We start from the raw sequence: 13,680 nt of genomic DNA on the forward strand, positions 1-13,680 counted from the left end.
ATGGCTTTCCAGACCTCGGCTCCCGGCACCCCCGTCCAGTACCGCGACACGCGCCCCAAGGGTCAGGTGTGGTGGCGGCAGATCGGCTGGCGGCACGTCGTCGCGGTCGCGCTGATCATCTACGCGGTGTTCCCGCTCGTCTTCGCGCTGTCGACGTCGCTCAACCCGGGCGGCTCGATCAGCGGTTCGAGCAAGCTCTTCCAGAACATCGACCTGGCCAACTTCACGAAGCTCTTCGCCGAGACCGACTTCCCGTCGTGGGCGCTGAACTCGATCGTCATCTGCACGATCACCGCGCTGGGCACGCTCCTGATGGGGGCGTCCGCCGCCTACGCGTTCTCCCGGTTCCGCTTCCGTGGGCGCCACGGCGCGCTCACGTCTCTCCTGATCATCCAGATGTTCCCGCAGATGCTCGCGTTCGTCGCGATCTTCCTGCTGCTGCTCTCGCTCGGCGACGTGTTCCCGCTGATCGGCCTCAACCAGATCCTCGGACTCATCGCGATCTACCTGGGCGGCTCGCTCGGGAGCAACACGTTCCTCATGTACGGGTTCTTCAACACGATCCCGCGTGAGCTCGACGAGGCGGCGAAGCTCGACGGGTGCACGCACGCACAGATCTTCTGGCAGATCATCCTGCGGCTCGTGCTGCCGATCCTCACCGTCGTGGGCCTGCTGTCCTTCGTCGCGACGTACGGCGACTTCATCATCGCCAAGGTCGTCATGCAGGCGAACGACAAGTTCACGATCGCCGTCGGCCTCTACCAGTGGGCGTCCAACCCCCGCGCCGTGCCGTGGTCGCTGTTCGCCGCAGGCGCGATCATCGCCGCCATCCCGGTCGTGATCCTGTTCCTCTTCCTGCAGAAGTACATCGTCTCCGGCCTCACTGCGGGGTCCGTCAAGGGATGATCGACCGCACCACCCGTGGTGCGGGGGCGCTCATGGCGCTCCCGCACCACGACGGCTCCGAGATCTATGTCCAGCAAGGCCCCTACCAGCTCGGGTCCGTCCTCACGGTCCGCGTGCGCGTGCCGCGCGGTTACGGCGAGACTGCCGTCCTCCTGCGCTTCGTCCAGGATGCCGAGCCCCGCACGGTGCGCACCGCTCTCGCGCACAGCGACGAGCACGACCACTGGTACGAGGCGCAGCTCCCGCTGCACAACCCGGTCACGAGCTACCGGTTCGCTCTCGTGCTGCCTGGCGACGTGCACTGGCTCAACGCCCGCGGGGTCCACGACCGTGGCGTGACGGACGAGAACGACTTCCGCATCACGACTGCCGCTCCCGCGCCCGCGTGGCTCCACCACGCCGTCGTCTACCAGGTGTTCCCGGACCGCTTCGCGCGGTCCGCCGCCGCAGACGAGCGCCCGCTGCCGGACTGGGCCGAGCCCGCCACGTGGGACGACGAGCCTGCCGCGCACGGCGCCCGCACAGGCAAGCAGCTCTACGGTGGTGACCTCGACGGCGTGATCGAGCACCTCGACCACATCGCCGGCCTCGGTGTGACGACGGTCTACCTCACGCCCATCTTCCCGGGAAGATCCGCGCACCGGTACGACGCGTCGACGTTCGACCACGTCGACCCGCTGCTCGGCGGCGACGACGCGCTCGCGCGCCTCAGCGAGGCCCTGCACTCCCGCGGCATGCGGATCATGGGCGACATCACGACGAACCACACCGGTGAGGGACACGAGTGGTTCCACCGTGCCCGCACGGACGAGAGCTGCGCCGAGCGCGACTTCTACTACTGGATCGACGGGGGACCGGGGTACGCGAGCTGGCTCGGGCACAGCAACCTGCCGAAGCTCAACTTCGCGTCGCCGGAGCTCGGCCCGCGTCTGATCGACGGACCTCGCTCGGTCATCGGCAGATGGCTCGAAGCACCCTGGTCGCTCGACGGGTGGCGCGTCGACGTCGCCAACATGACCGGTCGGTACGCCGACGAGGACCACAACGAGGACGTCGGCCGTCGCCTGCGCGCGACGCTCGCCGAGGTGAACCCCGACGCCGCGCTCATCAGCGAGCACTTCCACGACGCGCGGGGCGACCTGTCCGGCGAGACGTGGCACGGCAACATGAACTACACGGCGTTCTCGAACCCGGTGTGGACGTGGCTCGCCGCGCCGGACAACGGCATCCGGTACATGGGAGTCGAGGGGCTCGCGATGCCGCGCCGCACCGGTGCTCAGATGGTCGCCGAGATGCGCGACTTCGACGCCGCCGTCCCGTGGCAGGTGCTGCTGAACCAGTGGAACATGCTCGGATCGCACGACACCCCGCGCATCCGCACGGTCGTCGGCTCCCGCGAGATGCAGGAGGTCGCTGCCGGTCTCCTGTTCACGTACCTCGGCGTCCCCGCGATGTTCGCGGGCGACGAGCTCGGGCTCACGGGCACGACAGGCGAGCACTCGCGCGTCCCGATGCCGTGGGACAGCCCAGACCGTCGGGACGACGTCATCCATGAGCGCTACCGCACCTTGGCGCGCCTGCGCGCCGAGCACCGTGCGCTGCGCGAAGGTTCGCTGCGCTGGGTCCTCACGGAGGACGACGCCGTGGGCTACGTCCGCGAGACGACCGACGAGGCGCTCCTCGTCGTCGTCGCGCGTGCCGCGTGGGCAGGTGCCGAGCTGCGCCTCGCGGTACCGGGCGGCGCGGCTGCGACGCTCTACGGCAGCGCGGACCTCGCGGTCACGGAGCGCGACGGCGCGACGAGCGTCGTCGTGCCGGGCGACGGGCCGGCGTTCGGGGTGTGGAGGCTGCGATGAGCAGCCACGGGCTGCGCGGGCGGCTGGACTAGGCTTACGCCGTGTCAGATCCCGCCCCGCAGCCTGGTTACGCGCCTGCCGACATGGAGCGCTGGGTGCCCGAGCCGCCCAAGAGCAAGGCCCGCACCCCGTTCGAGCGTGACCGCGCCCGTCTCGTGCACTCTGCTGCGCTCCGTCGCCTCGGCGCCAAGACGCAGGTGCTCGGCCCGTCGAGCGACGACTTCATCCGCACCCGGCTGACGCACACCCTCGAGGTCGCGCAGGTCGGCCGCGAGCTCGGGAAGCAGCTCGGCTGCGACCCCGACATCGTCGACACCGCGTGCCTCGCGCACGACCTCGGCCATCCGCCGTTCGGGCACAACGGCGAGCGTGCGCTCGCCGCCGTCGCCAAGGACATCGGCGGCTTCGAGGGCAACGCCCAGACGCTCCGGCTGCTCACGCGCCTCGAGCCGAAGGTCTTCACGGACGACGGCGAGGCGGTCGGCCTCAACCTCACGCGTGCGAGCCTCGACGCGTCGGTGAAGTACCCGTGGCGCCTCTGGGAGGGGCCGCAGGGCCGGCTGAGCCACAAGTTCGGCGTCTACCCCGACGACCTGCCCGTGTTCGAGTGGCTGCGCGAGGGCGCGCCCGAGGGCACGAAGTGCCTCGAGGCGCAGGTCATGGACCTGGCCGACGACATCTCGTACTCGGTTCACGACGTCGAGGACGCGATCGTCGGCGGCAAGGTCGACCTGTCGCTCACGCGCGACGACGACGAGCGGTCGCGCGTCATCGACGCGCTCACCACCTGGTACGGCACAAGGTTCACCGAGGACGAGCTCGACGCGGCGATCTCCCGCCTCGACGCCGCGGACCTGTGGCTGCACGACTTCGACGGGTCGCGCCGCTCGCTCGCCCAGCTCAAGAACGCGACGAGCCAGCTCATCGGCCGGTTCTGCAAGGCCGCGCACCGCGCGACGCGCGCGGAGTACGGCGACGGGCCGCTCACCCGGTACGGGGCGAGCCTCGTCGTGCCTGACGACACGGTCGCGGAGATCCTCGTGCTCAAGGGCGTCGCGGTCGCGTACGTCATGGCGCCGCGCGAGTCGGAGCCGCTCTACCAGGCGCAGCGGCAGCTCCTCACCTCTCTCGTCGAGGTGCTGCTCGAGCGTGCACCGACGGCTCTCGAGCCGTCGTTCGCCGCCGACTGGCGCGCGGCGGACGACGACGCGGCCCGGCTGCGCGTCGTCGTGGACCAGGTCTCCTCGCTCACGGACGTGAGCGCGAGCAAGTGGTACGCGCGGCTCGTGGGCCCGGCCTTCTGACAGCCTGTGCGGCGGCTCTGACGGCCGCCCCGACGCCCTAGACTCGGGGCGTGGCAGGTCTCATCAAGCGCGAGGACGTGGACGCGGTCCGCGAGCGGGCACGCATCGACGAGATCGTGGGTTCGTACGTCACGCTCAAGACGGCGGGCGTCGGCTCGATGAAGGGTCTGTGCCCCTTCCACGACGAGCGCACCCCCTCCTTCCACGTGCGGCCGCAGGTGGGCCGCTGGCACTGCTTCGGGTGCAACGAGGGCGGCGACGTCATCTCGTTCGTCCAGAAGATCGACGGTCTCGGATTCACGGAGGCGGTCGAGCACCTCGCGCAGCGCGTCGGCATCCAGCTGCGCTACGAGGAGGGTGGCGGGCCGCGCCGCTCGGAGGAGCCGGGCAAGCGCCAGCGCATCATCGAGGCTAACCGTACCGCCGCGCAGTTCTACGCGGAGCAGCTCTTCTCGCCGGGCGCGACGGTCGCGCGCGAGTTCCTGGCGCAACGCAGCTTCGACCGCGCCGCGGCCGAGACGTTCGGCGTCGGCTACGCGCCGCAGGGGTGGAGCGCGCTGCTCACGCACCTGCGTGCCAAGGGCTTCTCGGAAGCCGAGCTGCTCGCAGCGGGCCTCGTGTCCCAGGGCAACCGCGGCGTCTACGACCGGTTCCGCGGGCGTCTCATCTGGCCGATCCGCGACGTGACGGGCGAGGTCATCGGGTTCGGCGCGCGGCGCCTGTTCGACGACGACCAGGGCCCCAAGTACCTCAACACCCCCGAGACTGCCGTCTACAAGAAGTCACAGGTGCTGTACGGCCTCGACCTCGCCAAGCGCGAGATCGCGAAGACGAAGCGGGTCGTCGTCGTCGAGGGGTACACGGACGTCATGGCGGCGCACCTGTCTGGCGTCGGAACCGCCGTCGCGACGTGCGGCACGGCGTTCGGCAGCGACCACGTGCGGGTCGTGCGCCGCCTCGTCGGCGACACGTCGGCCGGCTCGGGCGTCCAGCTGGCGGGTGGTGGCTCGACGGGCGGCGAGATCATCTTCACGTTCGACGGCGACGCCGCCGGGCAGAAGGCCGCGATGCGCGCGTTCGCGGAGGACCAGCGTTTCTACGCGCAGACGTTCGTCGCGGTCGAGAAGAGCGGCATGGACCCGTGCGAGCTGCGGCTCGCACGCGGCCCCGAGGCGGTGCGTGCCCTCGTCGACGCGCGGCAGCCGCTGTTCGAGTTCGTCATCCGCACGACGCTCGCGACGTTCGACCTCAGCACCGCTGAGGGCCGCGTCGGCGCGCTGCGTGCCGCGGCGCCCGCCGTCGCGAGCATCCGCGACTCCGCACTCAAGCCGGAGTACACCCGGATGCTCGCCGGATGGCTCGGCATGGACGGCGAGACCGTGCGTCGCGCCGTCGGCTCGGCGCAGCAGGCAGGTCAGCGCGCCGCGCAGGGCCCGGGGGAGAAGCAGGCGCGGCCCGACGGCGAGCCGGGCCGCCACGCCGCACCGTCTGAGGCCTACCCGGCCGAGCGCGCCCCGGGCGCCTTCTCGCGTCCCGACCGCACCGACCCGGTCGCCCGTCTTGAGCGCGAGGTCCTCGAGGCGGTGCTGCAGCACCCAGGCTCCGTCCCGCCCGAGTTCGACGAGCTCGGCGCCGACGCGTTCTCCGTACCTGCCTGGCGCGCGGTGCACGAGGCGATCCGTGCTGCCGGTGGTGTGCAGACGACGACGGATCCGGCCCACTGGGTCTCCCGCGTCCTCGAGGAGGCCTCCGCTCCGGTGGCCGGGATCGTCAACGAGCTCGCGGTCGCACCGCTCCCGGAGGACCGGGAGTCCGCTGTCGAGGACTACGTGCGCGGCGTCGTCCGGTCGCTCGTCGAGATGCAGTACACGCGCCGCATCGCCGACCTGCGCTCAGCGCTCCAGCGTACGGACGCGCAGGCCGACCCCGACGGGTACCAGGCGATCTTCGCGGAGCTGCTCGGCATCGAGGCGCAGCGCCGCGAGCTGCGCTCGCTCGACCAGGGCGACTGACCTCCTAGGGCAGGGGGCGCGACCAGGCGACCTCGCGGTCGAGCTGTCCGGTCTGGCGGAAGAGACGCACCTGGCACGAGTCTGCGAGGAGGTCTGCGAGCCGGTCGCGGTCGGCCAGCTCGAAGCCGAGCGACTGCCAGAACGGCCCTGAACGCCGGCTGAACAGCCATGCGGTCGTCGCACCCTCCGCGGCGGCCTGCTCGAGGGCGAAGCGGGCGAGGCGGCTCCCACGTCCGGCCGTGCGTCGGTCTGGTCGGACGGCGACGCTGCGGATCAGTGCGTGACGCCCGTCGAGCGAGAGCTCGTAACCGGTAGCACCGATGACGTCGTCGCCCTCGTGCTCGACCCACAGCCGTACGTCTGGGGCGTCGAGGCCGCTGAGCGTCAGGTCCATCTCGCTGAGGAAGGCGACGAGCGCATCCGTGTGCGCCGGGTCGACGACGGTGAGCATCACGTGGGGCGTCTGGGGCTTGAACCCAGGACCGACGGATTATGAGTCCGCTGCTCTGACCGACTGAGCTAACGCCCCTGGGACCCTGCGGGTCCGCGGGACAATCTACCGGGTGGTGAAGGTCCGTCCCGCACGGCACGGCGCGCTAGCGTGGGGTCATGGGACTTCTGAGCCGCGGCCACCGTGCCGAGCACGACAGGCTGGCACGTCAGCACGCGCAGGAGCGTGCACTCGCCGGCGCACAGGTCACGCGCGGCGCGGGGGAGCCGGGCGAGGGCTGGGCCGTCGCGACGCCGCACCGGCTCGTGCTCGCCTTCGGTGAGGACGTCGTCGTGCGCCGGTGGTGCGACGTCGACCACGGGGCGCTCGACGCGCAGAGCGCGCAGCTGACGATCACCTGGGTCGACGGTGCGCCGGAGACGGTCATCACCCTGACGGACGACAAGCCTCAGGCGTTCGCCCGGACGTTCCGGGAGCGCGTGCAGTCGTCGGTCGTCCACGCGGAGACCATCAAGCTGCCTCAGGGCGGGGCCGTGCGCGTCGTGGTGCGGCGTGACGAGACCGACGGTCTCTTCTCCGAGGTGCTCGGCGACGGCTACGTCAGGCTTGACGACCCGGCGACGGCCGCCCTGGTCACAGCCGCCGAGACGAGGGTCCGCGAGGCGGTCGGCCTGCCCCTCTGAGTGGTTCGAAGCACCCTTCCGATCCTGGTAGAGTTCTTCTCGTTCGTCACGGCGAACAAGCGCGATCCCGCGTAGCTCAGTTGGCAGAGCATCCGACTGTTAATCGGACGGTCACTGGTTCGAGTCCAGTCGCGGGAGCGTCGGAAGGCCCGGAATCTTCAGGATTCCGGGCCTTCGTCGTTCCACGCCGGTCGCGCGGACGGCAGCCGGTGCCCGACCGTGTCCCGCCGGTTCGGCAGCGCGCCCGGTGCGGCGTCGAGAGCTACGCCGCGAGGGCCTTGAGCTGCTTGCGCAACAGGTCGGCGTACGCGGCGACCCCTGCCATGTTGGGGTGCGTGCGGTCGGCGTGCAGCAACCCCGGGTGCTCGGCGACGTGCTCGTGCCAGTCGACGACGTGGACGTTGGGACGGCCCGCGACGCGCTCGACGAGCGTGGCGTTCGCGTCGTCCACCCAGTAGCTGACGCCAACGATCGTGTAGATGATCACCTGCCGGTCCGGTCCGATGAGGTCGAGCGTCTCGTCGAGCGCCGCGAGCGCGGCGTCGTGCTTGAGCCCGCCGTTGGTCCCGAAGTTGAGCAGGACCACCGGGCGCAGCCGTCCCTTCTTCTCGGCCGCGCGGACGCGCGCCGGGGCGTCGGCCCACTGGCGGATCGGCTTGGCGTCGATCGAGATCTGGGGGAACTCGTTGTAGAGGGTCGGCGCGGCGGCTGAGAGGACGGAGTCACCGAACGCGATGACGTCGGCGCCGTCGATCTTCGTGCTGGGCTTCTTCGTGGGCGTGCTGCCCGGTGCTTGTGTCGGCTCGTGAGAGGGATCCGTCGAGGGCTCCTGCGTGGGGCCGGCCGACGGCGCGTCGGTCGGGTCGTCCGCGGGTGTGGCCTCGCGGTCGGCGATCTCCTGCAGCGCGGCCTCGATCGCGGCCTGCGTCGACGAGACCCGCGGTGCGGTCGCGACCGAGACCACGGCACCGAGGACGAGTGTCGCGACGAGGACCGCGGCCGTGCGAGCGAGCGGACGCGGCCCGCGCACGGCGGCGAGCACGCGCCGCGCCACGGCGCGAAAGCCGTCACGCCGCACGGGCGTCTCGATGAACCGGTGGCTCGCGGCAGCGAGCACGAACGTGACGACGACGGCGACGAGCGGGACGCGCCACCACAGCGCGCTGCCGGGCGCGTCACCGAAGACCTCGCGCACAATCAGGATGACGGGCCAGTGCCACAGGTACAGGCCGTACGAGCGATCGCCGACCCATTCGACGGGCCGCAGCTCGAGCGCACGCAGGAGGCTGGGAGGGCTTTCGTGCACGCACGCGAGGACGAGAGCCAGGGCCGCGAGGGAGCCGACGGCGATGCCGCCCCGGTAGGCCCACGCGGCGTCGGCCGCCATCGTGGCGCCGAGGACCGCGAGGACGCCGAGCCCGACGAACGGGAGCGTGCGCGGCCAGGTCCCCTCGGACGGGATGCGGAGGTTCCCGGTGACCGCGATCGCCGCAGAGGCACCGACGAGCAGCCCGAAGAGGTGTGTTCCTGTGCCGTAGTAGACCCGTGTCGGGTCGTCCCCGGGCGTGTAGGTCGCTGCCATGGCGACAGCGCTCGCGACCGCCCCGGCCGCGACGAGGAGCGCCATGGCGCGCGCCCCGGCACGCTGGTGCAGGCGCGCCGCGAGCAGCACCAGTCCGAGGAGGGCGAGGGGCCACAGCAGGTAGAACTGCTCCTCGATCGCGAGCGACCAGAACGGTTGGAACAGCTCGGGGGCGGTCGCGTCGAAATAGCTCGTGCCCGCACCGATCTCGAGCCAGTTCGTCGAGAACGTGAGCGCACCGAGCCACTGCCGGCGCACGCCGACGAGCAGGTCCGCCTCGACGAGGCGCGCGGCGACCGTGGCGACGACGAGGACGATGACGAGAGCGGGCAGCAGCCGGCGGGCGCGGCGCTTCCAGAAGTCGGGAAGGTCGAGGTGGCCGGTGCCGCTCATCTGCCGCATCAGCAGTGTGGTGATGAGGAACCCGCTGACGACGAAGAAGACGTCGACGCCGAGGAAGCCTCCCACGACGACGTCAGGCCACAGGTGGTAGGCGATGACCGCGAGGACGGCGAGCGCGCGCAGCCCGTCGAGACCGCGGATCCGCCCGCCGTGGCGAGCGGGACGAGCCTCGCCCGAGCCGGTGCGTGCGTCCGCGACGTGCGCTGTCGTCACGACGACGGCTCGCACGATGCGCTCATGAGGAGATGCTAGAGCCACCCGGCCCCGGAGCGAGAGGGTGACACCCTCGGCGTCTGGCCCCTAGCCTCGACAGTGAGGCGGTCGCGACGCGACCGCACCGGCGAGCGGGGTTCCCGTGGAGAGTGCACCTCGCGACGGAGACGACGACGTCGTCGCGATCCGCCGCCTGACCAAGTCCTTCGGACGGACGACCGCCATCGACGCCCTCGACCTGACCGTGCGCAAGGGCGCGGTGACGGGATTCCTCGGCCCGAACGGCGCGGGAAAATCGACGACGCTGCGGATCGTCATGGGTCTGCTCCGCGCGGATGGCGGGAGCATCGAGGTGCTCGGGGCGGACCCGTGGCGGGACGCGGTCGCGCTCCACCATCGGGTGGCCTACGTCCCGGGGGACGTCAACCTGTGGCCGAGCCTGACGGGGGGCGAGGTGATCGACCTGCTCGTCCGGCTCCGCGGGTACGACCGGGCGCCCCGGCGCGAGGAGATGCTCGAGCGTTTCGACCTCGACCCGTCGCGCAAGGTGCGGACGTACTCGAAGGGCAACCGGCAGAAGGTCGCGCTCGTCGCGGCGCTGGCGGTCGATGCGGAGCTGCTGGTGCTCGACGAGCCCACCTCAGGGCTCGACCCGCTGATGGAGGCGCAGTTCGCGACCTGCGTGCGGGAGGCGACGCAGCGTGGTGCGTCCGTCCTGCTGTCGAGCCACATCCTCGCCGAGGTCGAAAAGCTGTGCGACACCGTGACGATCGTGCGCGCGGGACGGACCGCCGAGTCGGGCACGCTCGCGGAGCTGCGGCACCTGACCCGTTCGACTGTCACCGCCGTCACCGCCGTCGAACCTGACGGGCTTGCGGCGCTCGACGGCGTCCACGACGTCGTGACGGAGCGGCACCGGGACTCCTTCCGCTCGACGCTCCAGGTCGACGGCGCGGGGCTCGCCCTCCTGCTCTCGAGGCTCGCGCTGGTCGAGCCGCAGTCGCTCACCGTGGCGCCGCCCTCGCTCGAGGAGCTGTTCCTGCGCCACTACGGCGACGAGCTCCAGCCAGACGAGGGCATCGACCGCGACCCGCGGGCACGCCGATGACGACGACGGCCGCCGTCAGGATGGCACCGCGAGCGGGCCCCGCGCTCGCCGGGGTCGGCACCGTGCTGCGTCTGGCCGTGCACCGCGACCGGGCTCGCCTGGCGGTGTGGACCTGCGCGGTGTGCGGGCTCTGGACGGCCATGTCGGTCGCCCTCCAGGGCGTCTATCCCACGGTCGCGGACAGGCAGGCCCGGGCGGCGCTCATGAGCAGCCCCGCGGCGGTCATCCTCACCGGCCCTGGCTACGGCACCGCCGACTACACCCACGGTGCGATGGTCGCCGGGGAGCTGGCGCTCATGATGTTCGTCGCGCTCGCGATCATGAGCATCCAGACGGTCGTGCGGCACACCCGCACCGAGGAGGAGACCGGGCGCGCCGAGCTGGTCCGCGCCGGCACCGTCGGGCGTCACGCGCCGTTCGTCGCGGCGTTCGTCCTCGTGGTCGCCGTGAACGCGGTCGTCGCCCTCGGTACCGGAGCGGGTCTGGTGATCAGCGGCTTGCCGGCGGGCGGCGCGTTCGCCGTGGGCCTCGCCGGCGCGGCCACGGGTGTCGTGTTCGGCGCGGTCGCAGCAGTGGCGGCGCAGGTGGTCGAGCACGGTCGCGCCGCGACCGGCCTGGCGATCGCGGCGCTGGGTCTCGCGTTCGTCCTGCGTGCAGCGGGTGATCTCCAGCGCCCGCACGGAGGCCCGCTGTCGTGGCTGTCGCCGCTCGGCTGGGCGCAGCAGGTGCGTGCGTTCGTCGATCTCCGGTGGTGGCCCCTGCTGCTGTCGCTCGCGCTGACGCTCCTGCTGCTGCTCGTCGCTGGCGCGCTCGGACGCGGGAGAGACCTGGGGGCGGGCCTGCTGCGGGCGCGACCGGGGAACCCGCGCGCCTCGCAGCGGCTCGCGGGGCCCTTCGGGCTCGCGTGGCGACTGCAGCGGGCGACGATCGCGGCGTGGGCCTGCGGCGTCGCGGCATTCGCGATCGCGTCCGGGACGTTCGTGGACTCGGTCGCCGAGGCGACGGCGCAGATGCCGGCGCTCGCCCGTGCGCTTGGGGGAGCCGACGGCGCCACGGAGGCCTTCGTCGCGCTCATGGTGAAGTTCTTCGCGCTCGTCGTGGCGGGCTGCTGCGTCGCGATGGCTTCCGGAGCGCGTGCCGACGAGGTAGACGGGCACCTCGAGTTCGTGCTCGCGACGTCGGTCGCCCGCAGCAGGTGGATGTTCGCGCGACTGGCTGTCGTCGCGCTCGCGGGTGTCGGGCTCCTCGTGCTCTCGGCGACGGGGCTGTGGGTCGGCGCGACCATGACCGGGTCGGGCTCGGTCGGGCTGGGCGGGCACCTGCTGGCGGGGTGTGCGCAGGTGCCGGCGATCGCCGTGCTCGTCGGTGCGGCGACCTGCCTCTTCGGGTGGGTCCCGCGGCTTCTTCCGGCCATGTGGGCCTGGTATGCGTACGCCTTCGTCGCGTCCGTGTATGGCGGGCTGCTGGGGCTGCCGGCGTGGGCGTTGAAGGTGTCTCCCTTCGAGCACGTGCCGAGCCTCCCGGGTGGTGCGCCGGAGCTCGGGGGCGTTGCGGTGCTCGTGGGGGTGGCTGCTGTCTTGGTCGGTGCCGGGCTGGTCGGGTTGCGGAGGCGTGACATCCCGCACCAGTGAGACCTTATATCTAGCCAGATATAAGCGATTCGCTTATAGTGGCAGAATGATAAGCGATCGATATGCCCTGATCGTCGACATCGTCCGCTCTCGCGACCTCCCCGATCGCGCCGCCGCGCAGCAGGACGTCGAGCGGGCCTTCGCACGCGCCGGGGAGCGAGTCCCGCTCGAGGTCCCGCTCTGGGCCACCGTCGGGGACGAGTTCCAGGCCGTCGCGACGCGGCTCGCCGACGCCGTGTGGACCGCCGGGGTGGCCCGCCTCCTCCTCCCGGACGGGCTCGACGTCCGCGTGGGGATCGGGCGTGGAGAGATCCGCGACGTCGCCCCGGGCGCCACGGGAGTGCCGATCCAGGACGGCTCCGCCTGGTGGGCCGCACGCGCTGCGATCGACGAGGCCCACGAACGTGCCGACGCAGACGCGCCCTACACCCGGACCTGGTATGTCTCGTCCACCCCGGACCCTGAGGCTGACGCGCTGCTCACCTCGCAGCTCGTGCTGCGGGACCGCATGCTCGACGCCATGACCCCTGCTCAACGCGCGTACGCCGGGGCGAGCGCTCTCGGGCAGACCCAGGCGGAGATCGCCGCCGCCCACGGTGTGACGCAGCCCGCGGTCTCGCAGTCGCTCCGCCGCTCCGGCGGTGCCGCAGTCGCGGCGTCGCTCCGCCTGCTGCAGGAGGTTGCTCGATGATCGCCGTGACCGTGCTCGTGCTCGTCGCCGTCGCGGACCTGGTGCGCAAGGTCCCGGCCGTGCAGGCGCTCCGTCGCGGCGCGTGGTGGGTCGGCGCGGCCGTGCTCGTCGTCGCGGCAGCGCTCGTCCTGGGTGCCGGCGTGCCGCTGCTGGTGGCCCTCGGCGCTGCGGCGGTCGCAGGAGCGTGGTCGCTCACGATGCCCGTGCAGGGGCCGGGGGAGTCGCGCCGGCTGTGGCCGGCGCTCGTCCTCGCCGTCGTGCTCGTCGTCGGGGCCCTCGCGCCGACGCGCGAGCTCACCGGGCCGTTCGTGCGGGCTTGGGCGCGCACGTCGCTCGGCTCGGGGACGGCGGCCGTCTCCGTCGAGGTAGCGCTCGGCGTGATCGCCGTCGTGCTCGCGCTGACCCGGACCGCCAACGTCGTGACGCGCGCGGCCCTCGCCCGGGCGCGTCGAGAGGACGTCGACGGCGTTCCCGGGCGCGCAGCGCAGGCGCGCCCGGAGCGCGGACAGGGCGGGTGGCGGCTGAGCATCCGTGGCCGTGACGTCGCGGCGGTCGTGCGGGCGCCGTCGCTCGACGCCGCCGGGCCCCTGCTGCGGGGCGGTCGACTGATCGGCCCGCTCGAGCGGCTGCTCGTCCTCGCGCTGGGCCTCGCCGGCGCCTATCCGGTGATCGCCGCGGTGCTCGCAGCCAAGGGGATCGTCCGGTTCCCGGAGATCTCCGCCGACCGCGCTCACGGGACCAAGGCGGAGGAGTTCCTCATCGGCAGCCTCGTCAGCTGGGCGACGGCAGGCGGGGGCGTGCTGCTCGTGCGGCTCCTCCTGCGTGGCTGACCGGTCGGGCC

At 72.0% G+C, this 13,680-nt stretch carries 11 protein-coding genes and 2 tRNA genes; 10 read left to right on the top strand and 3 right to left on the bottom strand.

Annotated features, from left to right (window positions below; all coding sequences use genetic code 11):
* The 4 genes from HF995_RS07350 (at position 1) to dnaG (ending at position 6,078) form a co-directional block, all read left to right on the top strand.
* A complete protein-coding gene (locus tag HF995_RS07350) occupies positions 1-906 on the top strand; it encodes a sugar ABC transporter permease (RefSeq protein ID WP_168447174.1) in 906 nt (301 codons plus the stop codon).
* On the top strand, positions 903-2,762 hold the full coding sequence (locus HF995_RS07355; RefSeq protein ID WP_168447175.1) for a glycoside hydrolase family 13 protein: 1,860 nt from the start codon (positions 903-905) through the stop codon (positions 2,760-2,762). The genes HF995_RS07350 and HF995_RS07355 overlap by 4 nt, the downstream gene beginning before the upstream one ends.
* Before the next feature lie 83 nt (positions 2,763-2,845).
* Positions 2,846-4,066: a deoxyguanosinetriphosphate triphosphohydrolase gene (locus HF995_RS07360; protein WP_168447567.1), complete on the top strand. Its 1,221-nt coding sequence runs from the start codon at positions 2,846-2,848 to the stop codon at positions 4,064-4,066.
* Positions 4,067-4,116: 50 nt separating this feature from the next.
* Complete coding sequence (dnaG, locus tag HF995_RS07365; protein ID WP_168447176.1) at positions 4,117-6,078, top strand: DNA primase; 1,962 nt, start codon at positions 4,117-4,119, stop codon at positions 6,076-6,078.
* A 4-nt stretch (positions 6,079-6,082) separates the two neighbouring features.
* Here dnaG and HF995_RS07370 read toward each other — a convergent pair whose 3' ends face one another.
* Positions 6,083-6,529 carry a GNAT family N-acetyltransferase gene (locus HF995_RS07370; protein ID WP_168447568.1) on the bottom strand — a complete coding sequence of 149 codons (447 nt, stop codon included), beginning with the start codon at positions 6,527-6,529 and terminating at the stop codon, positions 6,083-6,085.
* A 4-nt stretch (positions 6,530-6,533) separates the two neighbouring features.
* Positions 6,534-6,607, bottom strand: a tRNA-Ile gene (locus HF995_RS07375).
* Between the two features lie 80 nt (positions 6,608-6,687).
* On the opposite strand from HF995_RS07375, the gene HF995_RS07380 reads away from it, so the two are divergent.
* Together HF995_RS07380 and HF995_RS07385 are read left to right on the top strand one after the other, a co-directional pair.
* A complete protein-coding gene (locus HF995_RS07380; protein ID WP_168447177.1) occupies positions 6,688-7,212 on the top strand; it encodes a hypothetical protein in 525 nt (174 codons plus the stop codon).
* 65 nt (positions 7,213-7,277) lie between these two features.
* A tRNA-Asn gene (locus HF995_RS07385) sits at positions 7,278-7,350 on the top strand.
* Between the two features lie 124 nt (positions 7,351-7,474).
* On the opposite strand, the gene HF995_RS07390 is transcribed toward HF995_RS07385, so the two are convergent.
* Positions 7,475-9,424: an acyltransferase family protein gene (locus HF995_RS07390; RefSeq protein ID WP_350308777.1), complete on the bottom strand. Its 1,950-nt coding sequence runs from the start codon at positions 9,422-9,424 to the stop codon at positions 7,475-7,477.
* Between the two features lie 127 nt (positions 9,425-9,551).
* On the opposite strand from HF995_RS07390, the gene HF995_RS07395 reads away from it, so the two are divergent.
* The 4 genes from HF995_RS07395 to HF995_RS13865 are packed head-to-tail and all read left to right on the top strand — an operon-like array spanning position 9,552 to position 13,669.
* Positions 9,552-10,517 (top strand): ABC transporter ATP-binding protein, encoded by a 966-nt coding sequence (locus HF995_RS07395; RefSeq protein WP_168447178.1) that lies wholly within the window; start codon positions 9,552-9,554, stop codon positions 10,515-10,517.
* Positions 10,514-12,148 carry an ABC transporter permease gene (locus HF995_RS07400; protein WP_168447179.1) on the top strand — a complete coding sequence of 545 codons (1,635 nt, stop codon included), beginning with the start codon at positions 10,514-10,516 and terminating at the stop codon, positions 12,146-12,148. Before HF995_RS07395 ends, HF995_RS07400 begins: the two co-directional genes overlap by 4 nt.
* A 46-nt stretch (positions 12,149-12,194) precedes the next feature.
* Positions 12,195-12,839: a SatD family protein gene (locus HF995_RS07405; RefSeq protein ID WP_168447180.1), complete on the top strand. Its 645-nt coding sequence runs from the start codon at positions 12,195-12,197 to the stop codon at positions 12,837-12,839.
* On the top strand, positions 12,836-13,669 hold the full coding sequence (locus tag HF995_RS13865; RefSeq protein ID WP_286189396.1) for a hypothetical protein: 834 nt from the start codon (positions 12,836-12,838) through the stop codon (positions 13,667-13,669). Before HF995_RS07405 ends, HF995_RS13865 begins: the two co-directional genes overlap by 4 nt.
* Positions 13,670-13,680: the final 11 nt, after the last annotated feature.

Source organism: Sanguibacter hominis ATCC BAA-789, assembly GCF_012396185.1.
In the GTDB taxonomy this organism is placed as follows: domain Bacteria; phylum Actinomycetota; class Actinomycetes; order Actinomycetales; family Cellulomonadaceae; genus Flavimobilis; species Flavimobilis hominis.